Genomic DNA, 19937 nt, shown 5'->3' with positions numbered 1-19937 from the left:
ACTGATTTTCCCGCGTAAACGCCTCGCACTTTTGCTGGAAATGCTCTTTTTATAAACCAGAGTGAGAAGAATCGAGGATGCGGGGTCGAACGCGCCTTGGCAAGGCCATCCTTCGATCCTATGTTAGACCGAAACATCGTTCCGTGCCCGCGGAATGGCCGTGGTATCGATTGGACCCGATATGAATCCGAACTATCGCAACTTCGCCCTTTGGGCGATCATTGCTCTTCTTTTGATCGCGCTGTTTAACCTGTTCCAAAGTCCAGGTCAGCGCTCCAATTCCCGTGAAGTTTCCTATTCGCAGTTTATTGACGACGTATCCAACGGTCGCGTGAAATCGGTTACGATCACCGGCCAGCGGATCACCGGCACTTTTGCTGACAACGGTTCGACTTTCCAAACCTATTCGCCAGGCGATACAGGTCTTGTCTCGCGCCTTGAAAGCAAGGACGTCGCGATCACTGCGCGCCCTGAAACTGACGGTTCCAGCTCGCTGGTCGGCATTCTCCTGTCGTGGCTGCCAATGATCCTGATCCTGGGCGTGTGGATTTTCTTCATGCGCCAGATGCAGGGCGGTTCGCGTGGTGCGATGGGCTTTGGCAAATCCAAGGCCAAGCTTCTCACCGAAGCGCATGGCCGCGTGACTTTCCAGGATGTGGCCGGTGTGGATGAAGCCAAGCAGGATCTGGAGGAAATCGTCGAGTTCCTGCGCGACCCGCAGAAGTTTCAGCGTCTGGGCGGCAAGATTCCACGCGGCGTCCTGCTTGTTGGCCCCCCCGGTACCGGTAAGACACTGCTGGCGCGCTCGGTTGCGGGTGAAGCCAACGTGCCATTCTTCACCATCTCCGGTTCGGACTTCGTTGAAATGTTTGTCGGCGTCGGTGCAAGCCGTGTCCGTGACATGTTTGAACAGGCCAAGAAGAATGCGCCTTGCATTATCTTCATCGACGAAATCGACGCTGTTGGCCGTCATCGCGGTGCCGGTCTCGGCGGCGGGAATGATGAACGTGAACAGACGCTCAACCAGCTTCTGGTCGAGATGGATGGCTTTGAGGCCAATGAATCGATCATCCTGATTGCGGCGACCAACCGTCCCGACGTTCTCGACCCCGCACTGCTGCGTCCGGGCCGTTTCGACCGTCAGGTCGTGGTTCCGAATCCGGATATCGTTGGTCGCGAACAGATCCTCAAAGTGCATGTGCGCAATGTGCCGCTTGCACCCAATGTCGATCTCAAGATTGTCGCACGCGGAACGCCGGGCTTCTCTGGCGCCGATCTCGCCAACCTGGTCAACGAAGCCGCCCTCATGGCCGCACGCCGTAACAAGCGCCTTGTGACCATGCAGGAATTCGAGGACGCCAAGGACAAGATCATGATGGGCGCGGAACGCCGCTCCGCCATGACGCAGGAAGAAAAAGCCAACACGGCCTATCACGAGGCAGGTCACGCCATCGTTGCGCTCAACGTGCCGAAGGCCGATCCGGTCCACAAGGCGACGATCATTCCGCGCGGCCGTGCGCTCGGCATGGTGATGCAGCTTCCCGAAGGCGACCGTTATTCGGCGACCTATACGTGGATGGTTTCTCGTCTTGCCATCATGATGGGCGGCCGTGTGGCTGAAGAGCTGAAATTCGGCAAGGAAAACATCACTTCCGGTGCTTCCTCCGACATTCAACAGGCCACCAAGCTCGCCCGTTCGATGGTGACGCAGTGGGGCTATTCCGACAAGCTTGGCCGTGTGGCCTATGGTGATAATCAGGAAGAAGTCTTCCTTGGCCATTCGGTATCCCGCACGCAGAATATTTCGGAAGAAACCGCGCAGATCATCGATGCCGAAGTGCGTCGCCTGATCGACGAGGCTTACGCCGAGGCAACCCGCATCCTGACCAAGAAGAAGAAGGACTGGATTGCGCTTGCCGAAGGCTTGCTCGAATACGAAACGCTTTCGGGCGACGAGATCAAGGAACTGATTGCGGGTAACAAGCCATCGCGCGATCAGGGCAACGATACGCCTTCGCGTGGTTCGGGTGTGCCGAAGGCCGGAAGCCCACGCAAGCGCAAGGGTAGTGAGCCGGGCAGCGAACCCGGTATGGAGCCGCAGCCGCAATAAGGTGCTCTAAGTTGAATAAAGAAAGCCGGGCTTGTCCCGGCTTTCTTGCTATCCGGCTTTTTATGGGCTTGCCGCAAAGGCTCGTTAAGGATTTCGGCGCATCATGCTGCGCCAGATTACGACTTTGGACGTGGGACGGTTGAACCTGCAGCCAAAGGCGAAATTGCATTTGTGAGGGTTTTCGCGTTAAGAACAGCGAAAATCTGCTGTCCGCCAACCGGCGGCTATTGTTCGCCGATTATTTTGGGCGGCATATATTTGAAGACATAGAGAGCGGTTCATGGCTCAACGCAAGGCGAAACTGATGACACGGAAATATTTCGGAACCGATGGCATTCGCGGACAGGCAAACAGCTTTCCGATGACACCGGAAATTGCCATGAAAGTTGGCATGGCGGTCGGTCACATTTTTCGCCGCAAGGGGCACGCCTCGCGCGTAGTGATCGGCAAGGATACGCGCCGTTCCGGCTATATGCTGGAAAACGCATTGGTGGCCGGTTTCACGGCTGCCGGGATGGATGTGTTCCTGCTCGGCCCGATCCCGACGCCTGCCGTCGCTATGCTCTGTCGCTCGTTACGGGCCGATATTGGCGTCATGATCTCCGCTTCGCATAATCCGTTCTATGACAATGGCATCAAGCTTTTCGGTCCTGATGGATATAAGCTTTCCGATGACATCGAGCTCAAGATCGAAGCGATGATCGAGAGCGATCTGACTCCTTATTTGGCCAGTCATGGTGACGTCGGTCGTGCGAAACGCGTCGACGGTGATATCTACCGTTATATCGAGTTCGCCAAGCGGACGCTGCCGCGCAATATCGACCTGAACGGCTTGCGCGTTGTCGTCGATTGCGCCAATGGCGCGGGCTACAAGGTTGCCCCTGCCGCTCTATGGGAGCTGGGTGCGGAAGTCATCACCATCAATAACGAGCCGAATGGCATCAATATCAACGAGGATTGCGGTTCGACGCATCCTATCGGCCTGATGAAGAAGGTTCACGAAGTGCGCGCCGATGTCGGCATCGCGCTCGATGGGGATGCTGACCGTGTCTTGCTCGTTGATGAAAATGGTACGGTCATTGATGGCGATCAGTTGATGGCCGTTATTGCTGAAAGTTGGGCTGCAACCGACCGCCTCGAAGGCGGTGGAATTGTCGCTACAGTAATGTCCAACCTTGGACTTGAGCGCTTCCTTGCCGACCGTCACCTGACGCTGGCCCGCACCAAGGTGGGTGACCGTTATGTGGTCGAGCACATGCGCGAGCATGGTTTCAATGTTGGCGGAGAGCAGTCCGGCCATATCGTACTTTCCGATTTCGCAACCACGGGCGACGGCTTGATTTCGGCGCTGCAAATCCTTGCGGTTGCCCAGGAGCAGGGCAAGCCGATCAGCGAAGTCTGCCGCAAGTTCGATCCGGTGCCACAGCTTCTCAAAAACGTGCGCACCGCTGGCGGCAAGCCACTGGAGAACAAGCGCGTGAAGAGCGCAATTGACGAGGCAACCGAGCGCCTTGGCGTTCAGGGGCGTCTGGTTATCCGTCCGTCCGGTACGGAACCGCTCATCCGCGTTATGGCGGAAGGTGATGATCGTGGTCTGGTGGAAAAGGTTGTCAACGACATTATCGATGTGATCTCGTCTGAAGGCAGCGCTGCCGCCTGATCACTGCGAAAAATATCAGCAAAAGCGCGGGCTTGGACCCGCGCTTTTGTGTTTGGAGTGCGTCCTGAAAGTGGAAACAGTTTTCGCGATGCACATTGAGACAGTGGGCCAGATCGCTCGTCATAAATTAGCAAATATTAATTTGGTTGGTTAAAAAACAAGGTTAAGTTGTATTTAACTTTTGCCGAATAGTCTCCCCCTCAAACATCAGTACCGTCGCTTTCGGCGGCGCGATTCTCCGATGGGGCAGACATATGAAAAGTCGTACGAAAACTCTTTTTGCCGGTGTGATGGCATCGGTTGCCCTGATGGCTGCTGCGCCAGTCGCGCTTGCAGCCGATATCATTGAATCCGTTCCAGAGGTTCCCGAAGTCGTCGTCGCTCCGCCGGCAGTCGGTGGCTGGTATCTGCGCGGCGATATCGGCTATTCCAAGGCCAAGTTCAAGGACGCCGACTACGCGACTATCGATAATTGCGCGACCTGTGGCGGCTCTCCGACCTTTGGCAGCAACACGCTCTATGGCGATCTGAAGGGATCGTTCCTTGTGGGCGGCGGTGTCGGTTATCAGGTGACGGATTATTTCCGTACCGATCTGACAGTCGATTACATGACACGCGCCAAGTTCAACGGTCATACCTACGGCTCGGCCTGTAACGGTGACATCAACTGCGCTTCCGATGAGCGCGGACGGTTCTCCGCTCTCTCCATTCTGGCGAATGCCTATGTCGACCTCGGCAATTTTGCTGGCTTTACGCCCTATGTCGGCGCCGGTATCGGCGGTACTCGCGTTAAGTGGGGCGATCTTGATGACGTACGTTATGGCGGCACACAGGAAGGCGCAGCCAACTGGCGCTTTACCTACGCACTCATGGCCGGTGCGTCTGTGGATCTCACACAGAACCTTAAACTTGATGCAGGCTATCGCTACCGCCACATCAATGGTGGCAAGATGTTTGAAGGCAATCAGTGGATCGGTGATGGTCGCGACAATGGCATGAACGTTCACGATGTGCGCGTCGGCTTGCGCTACATGTTCGGAGGTACAGGTCCGGTTTACGCCCCGCAGCAGGTTTCGACCATCGTAGACGGTCCTGTCTACAAGTAAAAACAATAACCGAGACAAAAAGAGGCCCGGTCATCCGGGCCTCTTTTTTATTTAGAAGCACTGTAAATATCCCCTTATATTTATGCGATCTTAACCATGTTCATTCATACATGATGAAATATTCATAAGCGGGGATTTTATCATGTCTATGCAATGGCGTGCTTTCTGTCCGACGGCAGCTCTGCTGGCCGGATTATGTATCGCGTCGCAGTCTCTTGCTGCAGATCTCGATATGGTCAGCTTTGAACCGGGTGCGCCGGTACAGCAGCCGGTCGAGGTCGGGTCCGGTTGGTATCTGCGCGGCGATATCGGCTACAATCTCTCATCCAAGGTCAAGGTTCAGACGGAGACGTCTTTCTGGAGCGCGTCGCAAAGCTATGATCTGGACAAGAATGTCATGCCGTCCATCGGTGTGGGTTATCAGTTCACGGATAATCTGCGCGGCGACGTGACACTTGGCTATTCCAAGCAGAGTTTCGACGATCTGGACGTCGATGTCCGTAGCTGGGACATGATGGCCAATGCTTATGTCGATATCGGCCATTATTACGGCTTTACGCCTTATCTTGGTGCAGGTCTTGGTGTTGCCAATGTGCGTTATTCCATTGATACGGCCTATGGCGATTACAAGACGGACGATGATTATCGTCTCGCTTGGGCGCTGATGGCGGGTGTGGGTATCGACGTGGCATCCAACATCAAGCTCGATATCGGCTATCGTTATGGGGTCATCGAAGGCGCGGACATTGCAAGTGCGGCAGGCCTTACGCTCAGCGACAAGGACATTCAGTCCCATCAGTTGCGTGCAGGCGTGCGCTTTACGACCTGGTAATCTCGGCGGGCCTTGCGGCCCGCTTCGCTGCTCATTATTTTAGCAGTATCGAAATTTCCGTTTTCATATGCAGCCCAAGTCCTTACAGGTGAGAGAATGCGTTGAACGCATTTCCTGAAGAGGAGAGGGTAATGAAAGCAATCGCAGCATTTTCAGATTTCGTAGGACGGACATTCGCTGTCTGGGTCATTGTCTTTGCCATTCTCGGCTTTGTTCTTCCATCCACCTTCAGTGTTTTTGCGCCTTGGATTGTCGTTCTGCTCGGCATCATCATGTTCGGGATGGGGCTGACGATTTCCGGCAAGGATTTCGCGGAAGTCGCCAAACGACCGTTCGAGGTCGCCATCGGTGTGTTCGCACAGTTCATCATCATGCCGCTGCTCGCAGTATTGCTGACGCGCATCATTCCCATGTCGCCGGAAGTCGCGGCGGGCGTGATTCTGGTTGGCTGCTGTCCTGGCGGAACGGCCAGTAATGTCATGACCTATCTGTCGAAGGGCGACGTTGCGCTAAGCGTTGCCTGCACAAGTGTCACCACCCTACTGGCACCCCTGGTGACGCCGTTTCTGGTCTGGTTCTTCGCCAGCCAGTATCTGCCGGTCGATGCGATGAGCATGTTCATCAGCATCGTGAAGGTGATCCTTGTGCCCCTTGCGCTCGGTTTCATTCTCCAAAAGCTTGTTCCGGGTCTCGTCAAGGCTGCGGTACCCATGCTGCCACTCATGTCGGTGGCCGGTATCGTGCTGATCGTGGCAGCTGTCGTTGCGGTCAACAAGGCGAACATCGCACAGTCCGGCCTGCTGATCTTCGCAGTCGTGGTGCTGCATAATTGCTGTGGTCTGCTTCTTGGCTATTTCGCGGCGCGCTTCGCAGGCCTGTCGCTTGCCAAGCGTAAGGCGATCAGCATGGAAGTCGGTATGCAGAACAGCGGGCTCGGCGCTGCTCTCGCCAACGCGCATTTCTCCCCACTTGCTGCTGTGCCGAGCGCCGTCTTCAGTGTCTGGCACAATATCTCCGGCGCGCTCATCGCAAGCTACTATGCGCGTATGGAAGAAGCGCCATCAGAGACGCAAACTGTCACGCGATAATTAAATTCCACTCGCCCGGACTGTTCCGGGCGAGTTTCGTGAAAATATTCTCTCAAAGCCATATTGAGGAAAAATGCGCTTTCGGCTATCCCAGTAAGTGGGCCACGTCTCCCCAACGAGACGCGTGCTATCTGAGAGGATAGAAATAACATGACGACGATTGCGAAGCCGGCAGTTCGCCCGGCTAATCCTAATTTTTCATCTGGTCCCTGTGCAAAACGTCCCGGCTGGTCGCTCAATGCGCTGGTCGATGCGGCGCTTGGTCGTTCGCACCGTGCGAAGATCGGCAAAACCAAGCTCAAGGAAGCCATCGACCTTACCCGCGAAGTTCTTCAAGTGCCTGCCGATTACCGTATCGGTATAGTGCCGGCTTCCGACACTGGCGCTGTCGAGATGGCGCTTTGGTCTATGCTCGGCGCACGCGGCGTCGATATGGTCGCGTGGGAAAGCTTCGGTTCGGGCTGGATCACGGATGTAACCAAGCAACTCAAGCTCGAAGATGTCCGCATTTTTGAAGCACCCTATGGTGAAATTGTCGATTTTTCGCAGGTCGATTTCGACCGCGATGTCGTTTTCACCTGGAACGGCACCACCTCCGGCGCGCGTGTCCCGAACGGCGATTTCATTCCGGCAGATCGCAAGGGCCTGACCTTCTGCGATGCAACGTCTGCCGCTTTCGCGCAGCGCCTTGATTTCCCGAAGCTCGACGTCGTCACCTTCTCCTGGCAGAAGGTGCTGGGCGGCGAGGGTGCACATGGCATCCTGATCCTCAGCCCGCGTGCTGTCGAGCGCCTGGAAAGTTACAAGCCTGCATGGCCGATGCCGAAGATTTTCCGCATGACCAAGGGCGGCAAGCTGATCGAAGGCATCTTCGTGGGCGAAACCATCAACACGCCGTCCATGCTTTGCGTGGAAGACTATCTCGATGCGCTGAAATGGGCAAAATCGCTCGGCGGTCTCGATGCGCTGGTTGCGCGCGCCGATGCGAATTTTGCGGTTCTTGACGCCTTTGTCGCAAACACGCCGTGGATCGCCAATCTGGCGGTCAAGCCGGAAACACGCTCCAACACCTCAGTCTGCCTTACAATTGTCGACCCGGAAGTGACTGCCTTGTCTGCCGACCAGCAGGCCGCTTTCGCCAAGGGCATCGTCACGGCGCTCGACAAAGAGGGCGTTGCCTATGACATCGGCGCCTATCGCGATGCACCTTCTGGTCTGCGCATCTGGGCCGGTGCAACGGTGGAAGCTTCCGATCTGGAGGCTCTGACGCATTGGCTGGATTGGGCTTTTGCAACGCAGAAGGCTGCACTGAAAGCTGCCGCCTGAACATGTCATGCATGACGCCGTGGCCGTGTTGGGACGGTCGCGGTCCGCATTCCCCTTTACAGCGCGTTTCCTGAAGCAGAATGGTCTGCATCATTGCAGGAAATGCATGGTTTGAAGATGTTTGAAGGAGGCCTCCATGGCACCTCGCGTTCTCGTATCCGATAAGCTTTCGCCCACTGCCGTCCAGATTTTCAAGGATCGCGGCGTGGAAGTCGATTACCTGCCCGATCTCGGTAAGGACAAGGAAAAGCTTCTCGAAGTCATCGGCGATTATGACGGTCTGGCGATCCGTTCGGCCACCAAGGTCACGGAAAAGCTGATCGCGGCCGCCAAGAAACTCAAGGTCGTTGGTCGCGCCGGCATCGGCGTCGACAATGTCGATATTCCGGCGGCGTCACGCCGCGGTATCATCGTCATGAACACGCCGTTCGGCAATTCGATCACCACTGCCGAACACGCTATCGCGCTGATGTTCGCTGTCGCCCGGCAATTGCCGGAGGCCGACACGTCCACCCGCGCCGGCAAGTGGGAAAAGAACCGCTTCATGGGCGTGGAAATCACCGGCAAGACGCTCGGCGTCGTCGGCTGCGGCAATATCGGTTCGATCGTTGCCACACGTGCGATCGGTCTGAAAATGCACGTGGTGGCTTTCGATCCGTTCCTGTCCGAAGCCCGTGCGCAGGAACTGGGCGTTGAAAAGGTCGAGCTGGACGAACTTCTCGCCCGCGCCGATTTCATCACGCTGCACACGCCATTGACCGACAAGACCCGCAATATCATCAACGCGGAAAACCTCGCCAAGACCAAGCCGGGTGTGCGCATCGTCAATTGCGCGCGCGGCGGGCTGATCGTGGAAAAGGATCTGGTCGCGGCGTTGAAATCCGGTCATGTCGCAGGCGCCGGTATTGACGTCTACGAAACGGAACCGGCGACGGAAAACGAACTCTTTTCACTACCGAATGTCGTCTGCACGCCGCATCTCGGTGCGTCGACGGCGGAAGCGCAGGAAAATGTCGCGCTTCAGGTAGCCGAACAGATGTCGGACTATCTCGTGAAGGGCGCTGTTTCCAACGCGATCAATATGCCATCAATCACGGCGGAAGAAGCGCCGCGCCTGAAGCCGTTCGTCAAGCTTGCCGATGTGCTTGGCGCTTTTGTCGGTCAGGTGACCGACGAGCCGATCCAGGAAGTGGAAGTGCTTTTCGATGGCGTTACCGCCACGATGAACACCCGCGCATTGTTGAGTGCGGCTTTGGCTGGCCTCATCCGTCCGCAGGTTGCCGATGTGAATATGGTTTCGGCACCGATCATGGTGAAGGAACGCGGCATCATTGTTTCGGAGGTCAAGCGCGACAAGTCCGGCATCTTCGATGGCTATATCAAGCTGACGGTGAAGACGACGCTGCGCGAACGGTCCATCGCCGGAACCTGCTTCTCGGATGGCAAGCCGCGTTTCATCCAGATCAAGGGAATCAATCTTGATGCCGAGGTCGGTCCCCACATGCTTTACGTCACCAACAAGGACGTTCCGGGCATGATCGGCCTGCTTGGCACGATCTGCGGCAAGCACAATATCAACATCGCAAACTTCTCGCTCGGACGCGACCATCCGGGTGGCGACGCGATCGCGATGCTCTATGTGGATGAACAGATTCCACAGGCGGCACTTGACGAACTGACGGCTCAAGAGGCAATCAAGGCGGCAACACCGCTTGAGTTCAACGTCGGAGAAGTTTGAGAAAATGGTTGAAGCGATGGTACAGCCGGAGTGGCGGCGCATGCACGAGCAGGATATTGCGAGCGTGACCGCTGTTGCTAATGTTGTCCATCCAGACTTCTTTGAAGATGAGGCGGTCTTCCGGGACCGCTTCAAACTTTATCCGGCGGGCTGTTACGTGCTTGCCCGTGATGCGGAAATCTTCGGCTATGGCATCAGCCACCCTTGGAAGTTGGATACAGTCCCGGCTCTCAATTCCGTTCTGGGCGAATTGCCCGAGGATACCAATACTTATTATATCCACGATATTGCGCTTCTGCCCGAAGCCCGCTCCAGCGGTGCTGCCACGCGCGTCGTCGAGCTGATGGCCTTGCAGGCCGAACGCGATGGTTTTGTCACCATGTCGCTCGTTGCCGTCAATGCTTCGCAGGGCTTTTGGGAAAAAAAGGGCTTTGTCGTGCGAGAACTTCCGGCGCTTGAGGAAAAGCTCAAGAGCTATTCGGAAGACGCTCTTTACATGGTCCGCGCCGGTTAGGTCGCAGATATTCCGATTCTGGCTGGCTAGTACGAGAATCCCAAGCAACCTCAGCGTCTTGCTTTTCCACGTTTCGCACTAAAAATCGCGAATTTCTTGCACGAAAGAGTCGCGTAATCCGGTTTCAATCTGTATAGAGACGAGGGATCAGCACCCTGTAGCCTCCGCTGGCGATGACCGGGCCGCTTTGATCCTTGGATTTTCAAATAGAAGCCAAGGAGTTTCTTCAATGGCAAATGTGGTTGTCGTCGGATCGCAATGGGGCGATGAGGGCAAGGGTAAGATCGTTGACTGGCTGTCCGAACGCGCCGATGTCATCGTGCGCTACCAGGGTGGTCATAACGCAGGTCATACGCTTGTTATCGACGGCGTCAGCTACAAGCTTTCGCTGCTGCCATCGGGGCTTGTGCGCGGCAAGCTCAGCGTCATTGGCAACGGCGTCGTTGTCGATCCGCATCATTTCGTTTCCGAAGTGGAGAAGCTGCGCGCGCAGGGCATCGACATCAATCCAAACGTGTTGCGCATTGCTGAAAACGCCCCGCTCATCCTTTCCATCCATCGCGATCTCGATGCCATGCGCGAAGGCTCCAATTCGGGCCTCAAGATCGGCACGACCAAGCGCGGTATCGGCCCAGCCTACGAGGACAAGGTCGGCCGTCGTGCCATCCGCGTTATCGATCTGGCCGAGCCCGAAACGCTGCAGCCGAAGGTCGAACGCCTGCTCGCACATCACAATCTGCTGCGTCGCGGCATGGGCCTTGAGGAAATCGCGGTCGAAACCATTTTGACTGAACTGACCTCGGTTGCCGACCAGATTCTGCCTTACATTGATCAGGTCTGGCGTGTTCTCGACGAACGCCGCAAGGCGGGCGACCGCATCCTGTTCGAAGGCGCACAGGGCGCATTGCTCGACAATGACCACGGCACCTATCCTTTCGTGACGTCCTCAAACACGGTTGCCGGTCAGGCTGCTGCCGGTTCGGGCCTTGGCCCAACGTCAATCGGCTATGTGCTCGGCATCACCAAGGCCTACACAACCCGCGTTGGCGAAGGTCCGTTCCCGACCGAACTGAACGACGAGATCGGCGAATTCCTTGGCACCAAGGGCCATGAATTTGGCGTGGTGACGGGTCGCAAGCGCCGCTGTGGCTGGTTCGATGCCGTGATCGTGCGCCAGACGGTTCGCACCTCCGGTATCACCGGCATCGCGCTGACCAAGCTCGATGTTCTCGACGGTCTGGATGAAATCAAGATCTGCGTTGCCTATGAACTTGACGGTAAGCGCATTGACTATCTGCCGTCCTCCATGGGTGCGCAGGCGCGCGTGAAGCCGATCTACGAGACACTGCCGGGCTGGTCGGAAACGACCGCAGGCGCGCGTTCTTGGAACGATCTTCCCGCACAGGCTGTCAAATACGTTCGTCACATCGAAGAACTGATCGGTGCGCCGGTGGCGATGCTATCCACCAGCCCGGAACGCGAGGACACGATCCTTGTCACCGATCCGTTTCACGACTGATTGTTTGCAGTTAATGAACGACATGTTCGGGGCAGCTTTTTCCGAAGCTGCTCCGTTTTTGTTTTGACCGTTGTACAATGAACGCAATCAGCCGCACAGAGCTTCGCAACAGGGTGAATTTTGCCACTATTTCACCGCATCATTTTGAAAGTCTTCGCCAAATCATAGCCGGAGACTTTGCTTTCCCTTGATTATTGTGATTATTGGGACATTTATTGCATCCTGTGCTTATTGTTCATCTGGATGGGCGGAAACCGGGTAAGACGGAATGGCGGATTTTGTAGCGGTACTGAAAAAGACGATCGATGCGCAGGCGGACAAGTCGCCTGAATTGCGCCAGCGCGTTTACGCAAAAGCGCGCGCAACGATCGAGCAAAAGCTTGTCACGGCGAATGCCTCGCAGGCTGTGGCTGTCCGCCAGCGCAATATTCTCGAAGATGCCATTGCCGAGGTCGAAGCTTTTTATGCGCCGCCCGCCGTCGTGCCCGAAGAGCCGGTCGAGGATGCGCTGGACGATTTTTTCCAAGAGGCGAATCAGGCCGCGACAGAGCGCACCCCGTCTCATGGAGGTGAGCAGGAGCCTGCGTTTGTCAATACGCCGCGCGACGAGCGTCGCGGCAGCCTCGCCCGCGAAGATGATGATGTCCCGGCCTTTGCAGCCCAGCGCAGCGACGATTGGAAACTGGACCGCGCCAAGGAAAAGGCGCAGGCCCGGCGCAGTGAGTATATCGAACGCACTTCCAAGAAAGAGCAGCGCTCCTATAAGGGGCTGATAGCAGCTCTCGTCGCGGTGCTGGTTCTTGGTGGGGCTGGCTATGCGGTCTGGGCCAACAAGGACAAGATTCAGGAACTGGCATCGAGCCTTGGACGCAGCGACGCGCCTGCGACCGGTTCCGATAACGAAACGCATCCCGAAGGTTCGACGCCTTCAACCGACACCAACACGGCGACCACGGGTGGCGAGCAGCCGCAGCAGCCTGCAAGTGAGCCAAAGTTTACCCAGCGGCTGATGCCTGACGGGAGCGAAACCGATAGCGGACCTGCCGCAGGTGCGAATGGGATCGGCGAAGGTAAGTCCACGGCCGCCTCCACGCCCGCACCTGCCGAAACGAATACGCAGAACGGTGGACAGTCTGGTCAGGATCAGACGGTCGCTGTCGGACAGCAGGCGCTTCTCTATGAGGAACGCGGTGGCCCCGGCTCGGACTCGGTTGAACGCGGCAATGTGGTCTGGTCGACGATTGAGGAAAGCCCCGAAGATGGCCAGCCTGCCCAGCCGGCGATTCGAGGCACGGTTACGATGCCCAACAGCAAGGTTGAGCTGAAAATGACTATCCGAAAGAACATGGATCAGTCTATTCCGGCGAGCCACCTGATCGAGCTGGTCTTTACCGTGCCGGAAGGATTCCCCGGCGGCGTTGTGGATAATGTGCAGCGTATTACCTTCAAGGATACGGAACAGGCGGCAGGCAATCCGCTGATCGCCGTGCCTTCTAAAATTGGCGATAACTTCTTCATCGTGTGGCTGAACGACGCCCGCACTGCGCAGGATACCAATCTTTCACTGATGCGCCGTCTACAGTGGATCGACATTCCGATCTCCTACCGCAACGGTCGCCGCGCGCTGATCAGTCTGGAAAAGGGCGTGCCGGGTGAGAAGGCGTTCAACGACGTTCTCGGTACAAATTAGTCTTACGCATCGAAACAGAAAAAGGCCGCTTCGAGCGGCCTTTTTGTTTTGAAGCGATCAGGATCGCGCTGATTATTTCTTGTCGACAAAAGCCTTGATGGCTTTGGCGACTTCGCTCTGTGCAGCTTCAGCGCTGTCGAAACCGCCCAGTTCAACGACCTTACGGCCTTCCGGCAATTGCTTGTAGATGCGGAAGAAGGCTTCGAGACGCTGCTGTTCGATCTTCGGCAGATCGGTGATTTCCTTGATGTTGTCATAGGTCGGATCGATATCCGTGGTCGGAACAGCGACGATCTTGTCGTCCTGGTCGCCGCCATCGATCATCTTCAGGACGCCGATGGGACGAACCTTGATGATCGCGCCCGGAACAATCGGCTCGCGCGTGTAGACGATTGCGTCGAGCGGGTCACCGTCGCCGGCAAGCGTGCTGGTGATCGAGCCATAGTTGGCCGGGTAGATCACAGGCATGGACTGGTAGCGATCCACGACGATATGACCGGTCTTGTCGTCAATTTCGTATTTGGTGAAGCTGCCTTGCGGAATTTCGATGGCGGTGAAGAACTCCTTCCCGTCCTGTTCCTTCTGCGGATAATCCAGGAAGGAAACATATTCGGAAGCAGATGCGGCGGTGGCAGCGGTAAAAGCAAGGGCTGCGGCGAGCAGGAGCTTTTTCATGGGACGACCTTCAGGGCTTGGGTGAAACACACCACGTCCCTAAAGCCAATCCATTACAGAGATTTGACAATTTTATATCGGCTGGATGACGGTTTCTGCGAGGAACCGCTTGCGATATTCCGCCGGGCTGATACCAATTTTCTGACGGAAATGATGGCGAAGCGTGTGGGCGCTTCCAAAGCCGACTGCAGCGGCAATATCGTCAATGCCTGCTAGTCCCTGGGAAAGCAGTTCCTTGGCCGCGGCGATCCGCTCCATGGTGAGCCAGTCGCCAGGCGTGGTGCCAGTTGCCTCGGTAAAGCGCCGCAGGAACGTGCGGGGGCTCATTCTGCATTCAGCCGCCATCCGCCCGATTGTCCATTCTGTTGCCAGACCGCCCCGCATCTGGTCCAGAACAGGTCCGATTGCCGTACCTTCGCGTTTTGTGACCGGACGTTCAAGGAACTGGGCCTGCCCGCCAGTGCGGTGAGCGGACATGACCAGCCGTCGGGCAACGGAATTTGCGGCGGCAGCTCCGAAGTCCTGCCGGACGATTTCAATCAGGAGATCGATGCCCGCTGCACTTCCCGCGGATGTGAAGATGCGATCATGCTCGCGGTAGAGCGATGCATCATCGACATCGATTTCTGGGTGTTTATTGCGCAGTGCATCCGCATAGCGCCAGTGCGTGGTGGCGGTGCCGCCATCCAGCAGTCCCGTTGCAGCCAGCACGAACGCACCCGAACAGATGGAGGCGAGGCGCGCTCCGCGCCGGTGCGCGCGCCGCAGCCTCTCGCTGGTGGCTTCCGGTACCGGAACGTCCGCACCCTTCCAGCCGGGAACTATGATGATGTCGGCATCGTCGATGAGATCGGGGCCGCCATCGGGCATGATGACAAAGCCGCCATGTGCCCGCAGCGGACCAGCCTCTATCGGACAACTTGCAAAGCGATACCAATCCGTTCCCATCTCGGGACGGGGCAAACCAAAAATTTCAGCAACGATGCCGAATTCAAAAGTGCAAAGCCGGTCATAGAGCAGCGCTACGACGAGCGGGCCTTTGAGGTCTGGTGCCTGGTTTGTCATTATCTTTACGTATATTGTCAATCACGCCAATTGCAAGCTGTTTGGCTAGTGGCGAAAATCTCCGGGAACATAAACAGGAGATTGTCCATGGATAGCGGAACCAAGACTGACAAGAAATCAGCCGTGACAGCCATCCCGCCAGCGCCAAGCGCTGTGGCGCGGGATCATTTTGCAGCCGAGTTCACGTTCGAGACGGATTGCTGGGACGTGCATGATGCCTTGTTGCGAGGGGCCGACTTCGTGCTTCTCGACGTGCGCAGTCCGGCGCTGTTTGCAGAAGCGCATATTCCGGGTGCGATCAATCTGCCGCACGGCAAGATCATTGGGTCCAAGATGTCGGAATGGCCGGAGGAAACGATTTTCGTCACCTATTGCGCAGGACCGCATTGCAATGGCGCGGCCCGTGGCGCCTTGCGGCTTGCCAATCTGGATCGGCCCGTCAAAATCATGGCCGGCGGGCTGACAGGTTGGATAGACGAGGGGTTTGAGCTCGCCAAAGGCGAGGGGACTCACTAACGCTTAAATAGGTCTGCCGCAAAATGGCATCCCACTTTGCGGCAGTAAAAGAACAGCGGATTATCAGTTTCAGACGTGCGCTTCCTCGACATGGTTCAGCGCCGTCTGCTGCTTGTGGGCAGCAGCCTTCACCGCCGCCTGCACCTTCTCAAACGCACGTACTTCGATCTGGCGCACACGTTCGCGGCTGATGCCAAATTCGCTGGAAAGGTCTTCCAGCGTCATCGGATCATCCGAAAGACGGCGGGCCTCGAAAATACGACGCTCACGGTCGTTCAGCGTGTCCATCGCCTGTTCAAGCATGGAGCGGCGGTTTTCCAGCTCATCCTGCTCGATCAGCACCTGCTCCTGGCTGTTGCTGTCATCGACCAGCCAGTCCTGCCATTCACCGGATTCACCTTCCGAAGCGCGCAGGGGCGCATTCAGCGAAGCGTCGCCGGAAAGACGGCGATTCATGGAAACCACTTCGTCTTCGCTGACATTGAGCTTGGTTGCGATCTGTTTGACCTGATCCGGGTTTAGATCGCCATCGTCGAGCGCCTGAATCTTGCTCTTCATCTTGCGCAGATTGAAGAACAGGCGCTTCTGATTGGCGGTTGTGCCCATCTTCACCAGGCTCCACGAACGCAGGATATATTCCTGGATCGAAGCCTTGATCCACCACATGGCGTAAGTGGCAAGACGGAAGCCGCGTTCGGGTTCAAAACGCTTGACGGCCTGCATGAGGCCGACATTGCCTTCCGAGATCACTTCACCGATCGGCAGGCCATAGCCGCGATAGCCCATGGCAATCTTAGCCACAAGACGCAGGTGGCTCGTCACCAGCTTGTGGGCGGCCTTGGGGTCGGTATGTTCGTGGTAGCGCTTGGCCAGCATGTATTCTTCCTGCGGCTCAAGCATGGGAAAGCGACGAATTTCTTCCAGATAACGGGTAAGACCGCCGTCACCGGATGTGATGCTTGGGAGATTCATCTGGGCCATAGCGCACCCTCCTTTATAATTTCAGGTTCCCATTTGGCGAACCTGTCGCGGGGGCTGCCTCCTGCACTTCCCTCTCGCGAGCCCTCATATATAGGCATGATTTTGGCGAAAACACGATCCTTTAACTCATGAAACAATCTGTCACTATAATGTGAACGCCGCTCAAGGCCAAAGGTTGCATGGCTGGAGCATCTTCTGCATTTCCTGAAGCAGAGAAAAGTCCCTGTCTTTTATTTTATGCGCATCTTGTTCCGAAAATCGATCCCCACTTTTCGGGGTGCGCTCTAGTCTGAAATGAATTGTTGTTTGTGATAAGAGAGCGGCTTCGACCGCGCCCTCGATTTTGATGTCGGATCAGCTTCTTGTTTATATGCCGTCCACCATTCCGGCGAACCGTCAGGATTGCCAGTATTATATAGAATGCTTCCGGAAATTTTCCAGAAGGTGCTCCATATCTTCAGGCATCGGCGCTTCAAAACGCATCAGTTCCTCGGTCGCTGGATGAGTGAAGGCGAGCAGCCAGGCATGGAGCGCTTGCCGGTGGAAGCCGCGCACAGCCTCCTTCAATGGTTCCGGCAGTTTGTTGGCCTTGGTCTTGTAGGCGCTGCCATAGTCCATGTCGCCGACAAGCGGATGGCCAATATGCGCCATGTGCACACGGATCTGGTGCGTTCGTCCAGTCTCGAGACGGCATTCAACAAGCGAGGCCAGCGCGGTGGCATCCTCACGCGGGCCGAATTTTTCAACGGTTGTATAGTGGGTGACAGCGTGGCGGGCGTCCTCGCGTTCTTCATTGACTACGGCTTGCTTGGTGCGGTCGCGATGCGAGCGTCCTAGATGCGCATCGATGAAGCCTTGCGGGCGCTCTGTCATACCCCAGACGAGCGCGAGATAGGCCCGCTCCAGATCGCCGGTGCGGCCATGGTCGGCAAATTGTTCGCTCAAATGCCGGTGCGAGCGGTCATTCTTGGCGACGACCATCACGCCGCTTGTATCCTTGTCGAGGCGGTGAACGATGCCAGGGCGGCGAATTCCACCGATGCCCGACAAGCTATCGCCACAATGATATATAAGGGCATTCACAAGTGTTCCCGTCCAGTTGCCGTTGCCTGGGTGAACGACGAGCCCGGCGGGCTTGTTGATCACGATCAGATCATCATCCTCGTAAAGAATATCGAGCGGTATGTTCTCGGCGATCGGTTCGGCCGCTGCCGGCTCAGGCAGCACGATGGCGATTGTCATGCCTTCGCGCAGCTTCTGCTTGGCTTCACGGGCGGGTACGCTGTCGATGGTCACATGGCCCTCGGCAATCAGGGATTGAACGCGGTTGCGCGAGAGTTCCGGCCCCAATGCTGCGGCCAGCCATTGGTCGAGGCGCTTGCCTGTGGCATCGGAGTCGGTCGTAAGCTCTTTCACTCGTGTCTTTCCCTTAAAAGAATGGGCCTCTATGAGAGCGAGCCTGTTTGACGAAATCGTCAGAACGGCTCCTTCTCTTGTTTTACCGCATTTGTGCGGCGTCAAATGTTTCCATTTGGCTGCAAAATGCTCTATCACGCGGCACACGCCATAGTATGGCGAAGTTCGAACCGGAGTCGTTGAATGCAGGATCCACACTATCCGAGATACCAGAATCATCAGGATTCAGGCTATCAGGACTATCAGCAGGGCTATTACCCGGAAGAACAGGCTGAGCCCCCGCTTGATCCAGCCATGGAACGTGTGCGCCGCAAAATGATCAGGCTCCTGGCCGTCTCCATTGGTGTTATGCTGATAGGTCTTATGGCGGTGCTTGTCGCCGTTGTCTACAAGATCAATCGCGCGCCGGAAACCCCGCCAGTTGAAGAAGCCCGTTCCGATATCCCCGGACAGGCGGCGCCTGCTCCGGTAAAGCCGGAACCGCCGAAGCTGATCGAATCGCAGATTGATCTGACGCCAGGCACCCGTCTTCTCTCGCAAAGCCTTTCCGGCAACGAACTTTCGCTGGAAACCCTGCTGCCAGACGGCGGTACAGAACTCATCATTTATGACTATCGCGAGTCGCGCATTATAGGCCGCATCAGGCTCGGCAACGTCGAGTAAAGCGGACAGCGTTTGAGCAGGGCGGCAACTTTGCCGCCTTGTTTGTTTCGCTTTCGAGGATTGCGCTTTTTCTCTTTGGCGATTATATCAGCGACATGGCTTGGAGCGCGGCTCGCTTTGATTGCACCAATTGGCGCGCTCAACCTTTCATGCCCTAAGCGCCCATCGTCTAGCGGTCAGGACGGCGCCCTCTCACGGCGCAAACAGGGGTTCGATTCCCCTTGGGCGTACCAGCAACTTCTCTCCCACCCAGTATTTTACACTTTCCCGGCTGCACGTTAGGTTAAGTGCCCTATGAGGGACCAACCAAGCGTGGAGGAATAATGAGCGTTTCAATCAAGACCGGATCGGCGAACCTCATTTGCGATGGCATCGATAAAGGCGCGGTGGAATTCAGCCTTGCTATTCCCGATGATGGTGCAGACCTGACAAAGCGCGGCAAGTTCTGGGGCAGCAAGGATGCGATATCCGACGCGATGAATGCGTCTGCAGTTGGTCTCAAATCGCAAGAAGGCGACACTTATGCGGTGGCAGTCGAAGAACTCGATCGCGACGGAGCAGCGCTCTTTACCGTCTTCGCTCCAGCGGATTGATCATCGCTGGCTTCTGCCACTGTGACGGCACGCATATTCTTCTATATCGTTGTGTTCGGCCTCTTTCACCGCCCGTTTCGGCTTAATTATCTTAGCCTCTTTGATCAAAAATCTGCAATTATCCCGTGTTCGCGGGGTATGAATGCCGCGTATGGTGGTGATAAAATCGCTGCATGTGGAAAATTGGATCGAATATTTATCCTCAAATCCATAATGCTGTCAGGGTGGAAGGTATTCTTACTGAACCTTTCTCGCCGAGAGATGTGCGACGGATTGCTCCCGGCTGGCCTTATTCCCGATATTTCTCGTTTCTTGCCGAAAACTGCACGGACAACCGACCGGAAGACCACGCGCTTTTTGTGCGGGTGGGCAGGGGACAGTACAATTTGAACGACAAGGCCGTCGTGCCCGATTTCAAACGCTTACTGGATATTAGTCACTGAGG

General features: G+C 56.4%; 18 protein-coding genes and 1 tRNA gene. 15 read left to right on the top strand and 4 right to left on the bottom strand.

Annotated features, from left to right (window positions below):
* Positions 1-181 precede the first annotated feature (181 nt).
* From ftsH to FJQ48_RS03050, 10 genes are all read left to right on the top strand, one after another.
* Entirely contained in the window at positions 182-2110 is a 1929-nt protein-coding gene (gene ftsH / locus FJQ48_RS03095) for an ATP-dependent zinc metalloprotease FtsH (protein WP_139973886.1), read from the top strand.
* 304 nt (positions 2111-2414) lie between these two features.
* Positions 2415-3770 carry a phosphoglucosamine mutase gene (gene glmM, locus FJQ48_RS03090; RefSeq protein WP_139973885.1) on the top strand — a complete coding sequence of 452 codons (1356 nt, stop codon included), beginning with the start codon at positions 2415-2417 and terminating at the stop codon, positions 3768-3770.
* A 254-nt stretch (positions 3771-4024) separates the two neighbouring features.
* Positions 4025-4876: an outer membrane protein gene (locus FJQ48_RS03085; RefSeq protein ID WP_139973751.1), complete on the top strand. Its 852-nt coding sequence runs from the start codon at positions 4025-4027 to the stop codon at positions 4874-4876.
* 142 nt (positions 4877-5018) lie between these two features.
* Entirely contained in the window at positions 5019-5708 is a 690-nt protein-coding gene (locus FJQ48_RS03080) for an outer membrane protein (protein ID WP_139973750.1), read from the top strand.
* A 131-nt stretch (positions 5709-5839) separates the two neighbouring features.
* Positions 5840-6796, top strand: a complete 957-nt coding sequence (locus FJQ48_RS03075) for a bile acid:sodium symporter family protein (protein WP_139973749.1) — start codon at positions 5840-5842, stop codon at positions 6794-6796.
* 150 nt (positions 6797-6946) lie between these two features.
* Positions 6947-8122: a phosphoserine transaminase gene (locus tag FJQ48_RS03070; RefSeq protein WP_139973748.1), complete on the top strand. Its 1176-nt coding sequence runs from the start codon at positions 6947-6949 to the stop codon at positions 8120-8122.
* A gap of 136 nt (positions 8123-8258) precedes the next feature.
* Positions 8259-9860, top strand: coding sequence for a phosphoglycerate dehydrogenase (gene serA, locus FJQ48_RS03065; protein WP_139973747.1), 1602 nt, complete (start codon positions 8259-8261; stop codon positions 9858-9860).
* Between the two features lie 4 nt (positions 9861-9864).
* The gene (locus tag FJQ48_RS03060) at positions 9865-10374 is read left to right on the top strand and encodes a GNAT family N-acetyltransferase (protein ID WP_139973746.1); all 510 of its coding nucleotides are present in this window, start codon (positions 9865-9867) and stop codon (positions 10372-10374) included.
* 229 nt (positions 10375-10603) lie between these two features.
* Positions 10604-11893 carry an adenylosuccinate synthase gene (locus tag FJQ48_RS03055; protein WP_139973745.1) on the top strand — a complete coding sequence of 430 codons (1290 nt, stop codon included), beginning with the start codon at positions 10604-10606 and terminating at the stop codon, positions 11891-11893.
* 268 nt (positions 11894-12161) lie between these two features.
* Positions 12162-13583 carry a transcriptional regulator gene (locus FJQ48_RS03050; RefSeq protein ID WP_139973744.1) on the top strand — a complete coding sequence of 474 codons (1422 nt, stop codon included), beginning with the start codon at positions 12162-12164 and terminating at the stop codon, positions 13581-13583.
* A 72-nt stretch (positions 13584-13655) separates the two neighbouring features.
* Here FJQ48_RS03050 and FJQ48_RS03045 read toward each other — a convergent pair whose 3' ends face one another.
* Together FJQ48_RS03045 and ftrA are read right to left on the bottom strand one after the other, a co-directional pair.
* A complete protein-coding gene (locus FJQ48_RS03045; RefSeq protein ID WP_139973743.1) occupies positions 13656-14258 on the bottom strand; it encodes an inorganic diphosphatase in 603 nt (200 codons plus the stop codon).
* Positions 14259-14330: 72 nt separating this feature from the next.
* Positions 14331-15323 (bottom strand): transcriptional regulator FtrA, encoded by a 993-nt coding sequence (gene ftrA / locus FJQ48_RS03040; protein ID WP_139973742.1) that lies wholly within the window; start codon positions 15321-15323, stop codon positions 14331-14333.
* Positions 15324-15410: 87 nt separating this feature from the next.
* Here ftrA and FJQ48_RS03035 point away from each other — a divergent pair, with 87 nt between their 5' ends.
* Positions 15411-15839, top strand: coding sequence for a rhodanese-like domain-containing protein (locus FJQ48_RS03035; protein WP_139973741.1), 429 nt, complete (start codon positions 15411-15413; stop codon positions 15837-15839).
* 69 nt (positions 15840-15908) lie between these two features.
* Here the strand turns inward: FJQ48_RS03035 and rpoH are convergent, their stop codons facing one another.
* Both rpoH and FJQ48_RS03025 read right to left on the bottom strand, forming a co-directional pair.
* A complete protein-coding gene (rpoH, locus tag FJQ48_RS03030; protein ID WP_139973740.1) occupies positions 15909-16820 on the bottom strand; it encodes an RNA polymerase sigma factor RpoH in 912 nt (303 codons plus the stop codon).
* Positions 16821-17231: 411 nt separating this feature from the next.
* Entirely contained in the window at positions 17232-18236 is a 1005-nt protein-coding gene (locus tag FJQ48_RS03025; protein WP_139973739.1) for an RluA family pseudouridine synthase, read from the bottom strand.
* Between the two features lie 183 nt (positions 18237-18419).
* On the opposite strand from FJQ48_RS03025, the gene FJQ48_RS03020 reads away from it, so the two are divergent.
* The 4 genes from FJQ48_RS03020 to FJQ48_RS22640 all read left to right on the top strand — a co-directional run bounded on the left by FJQ48_RS03020 (position 18420) and on the right by FJQ48_RS22640 (position 19935).
* Positions 18420-18899, top strand: a complete 480-nt coding sequence (locus tag FJQ48_RS03020; protein ID WP_139973738.1) for a hypothetical protein — start codon at positions 18420-18422, stop codon at positions 18897-18899.
* 158 nt (positions 18900-19057) lie between these two features.
* A tRNA-Glu gene (locus tag FJQ48_RS03015) sits at positions 19058-19132 on the top strand.
* 90 nt (positions 19133-19222) lie between these two features.
* Positions 19223-19492 carry a hypothetical protein gene (locus tag FJQ48_RS03010; RefSeq protein ID WP_139973737.1) on the top strand — a complete coding sequence of 90 codons (270 nt, stop codon included), beginning with the start codon at positions 19223-19225 and terminating at the stop codon, positions 19490-19492.
* 173 nt (positions 19493-19665) lie between these two features.
* Positions 19666-19935: a hypothetical protein gene (locus FJQ48_RS22640; protein WP_139973736.1), complete on the top strand. Its 270-nt coding sequence runs from the start codon at positions 19666-19668 to the stop codon at positions 19933-19935.
* Positions 19936-19937: the final 2 nt, after the last annotated feature.

Source organism: Ochrobactrum sp. CGA5 (genome assembly GCF_006345815.1).
GTDB lineage: Bacteria > Pseudomonadota > Alphaproteobacteria > Rhizobiales > Rhizobiaceae > Brucella.
The sequence above is the reverse complement of the archived record's forward strand: the minus strand, read 5'-3'. Positions and strand labels throughout refer to the sequence as shown.

Bases quoted from the DNA above. Each gene is read 5' to 3' on its own strand.
- FJQ48_RS03055 (WP_139973745.1), top strand. From the start codon at position 10,604: ATGGCAAATGTGGTTGTCGTCGGATCGCAATGGGGCGATGAGGGCAAG.
- ftrA (WP_139973742.1), bottom strand. From the start codon at position 15,323: ATGACAAACCAGGCACCAGACCTCAAAGGCCCGCTCGTCGTAGCGCTG.
- FJQ48_RS03020 (WP_139973738.1), top strand. From the start codon at position 18,420: ATGCAGGATCCACACTATCCGAGATACCAGAATCATCAGGATTCAGGC.
- FJQ48_RS22640 (WP_139973736.1), top strand. From the start codon at position 19,666: ATGTGGAAAATTGGATCGAATATTTATCCTCAAATCCATAATGCTGTC.
- FJQ48_RS03045 (WP_139973743.1), bottom strand. From the start codon at position 14,258: ATGAAAAAGCTCCTGCTCGCCGCAGCCCTTGCTTTTACCGCTGCCACC.
- serA (WP_139973747.1), top strand. From the start codon at position 8,259: ATGGCACCTCGCGTTCTCGTATCCGATAAGCTTTCGCCCACTGCCGTC.
- FJQ48_RS03035 (WP_139973741.1), top strand. From the start codon at position 15,411: ATGGATAGCGGAACCAAGACTGACAAGAAATCAGCCGTGACAGCCATC.
- FJQ48_RS03075 (WP_139973749.1), top strand. From the start codon at position 5,840: ATGAAAGCAATCGCAGCATTTTCAGATTTCGTAGGACGGACATTCGCT.
- ftsH (WP_139973886.1), top strand. From the start codon at position 182: ATGAATCCGAACTATCGCAACTTCGCCCTTTGGGCGATCATTGCTCTT.
- glmM (WP_139973885.1), top strand. From the start codon at position 2,415: ATGACACGGAAATATTTCGGAACCGATGGCATTCGCGGACAGGCAAAC.
- FJQ48_RS03060 (WP_139973746.1), top strand. From the start codon at position 9,865: ATGGTTGAAGCGATGGTACAGCCGGAGTGGCGGCGCATGCACGAGCAG.
- FJQ48_RS03085 (WP_139973751.1), top strand. From the start codon at position 4,025: ATGAAAAGTCGTACGAAAACTCTTTTTGCCGGTGTGATGGCATCGGTT.
- FJQ48_RS03050 (WP_139973744.1), top strand. From the start codon at position 12,162: ATGGCGGATTTTGTAGCGGTACTGAAAAAGACGATCGATGCGCAGGCG.
- FJQ48_RS03010 (WP_139973737.1), top strand. From the start codon at position 19,223: ATGAGCGTTTCAATCAAGACCGGATCGGCGAACCTCATTTGCGATGGC.
- FJQ48_RS03070 (WP_139973748.1), top strand. From the start codon at position 6,947: ATGACGACGATTGCGAAGCCGGCAGTTCGCCCGGCTAATCCTAATTTT.
- rpoH (WP_139973740.1), bottom strand. From the start codon at position 16,820: ATGGCCCAGATGAATCTCCCAAGCATCACATCCGGTGACGGCGGTCTT.
- FJQ48_RS03080 (WP_139973750.1), top strand. From the start codon at position 5,019: ATGTCTATGCAATGGCGTGCTTTCTGTCCGACGGCAGCTCTGCTGGCC.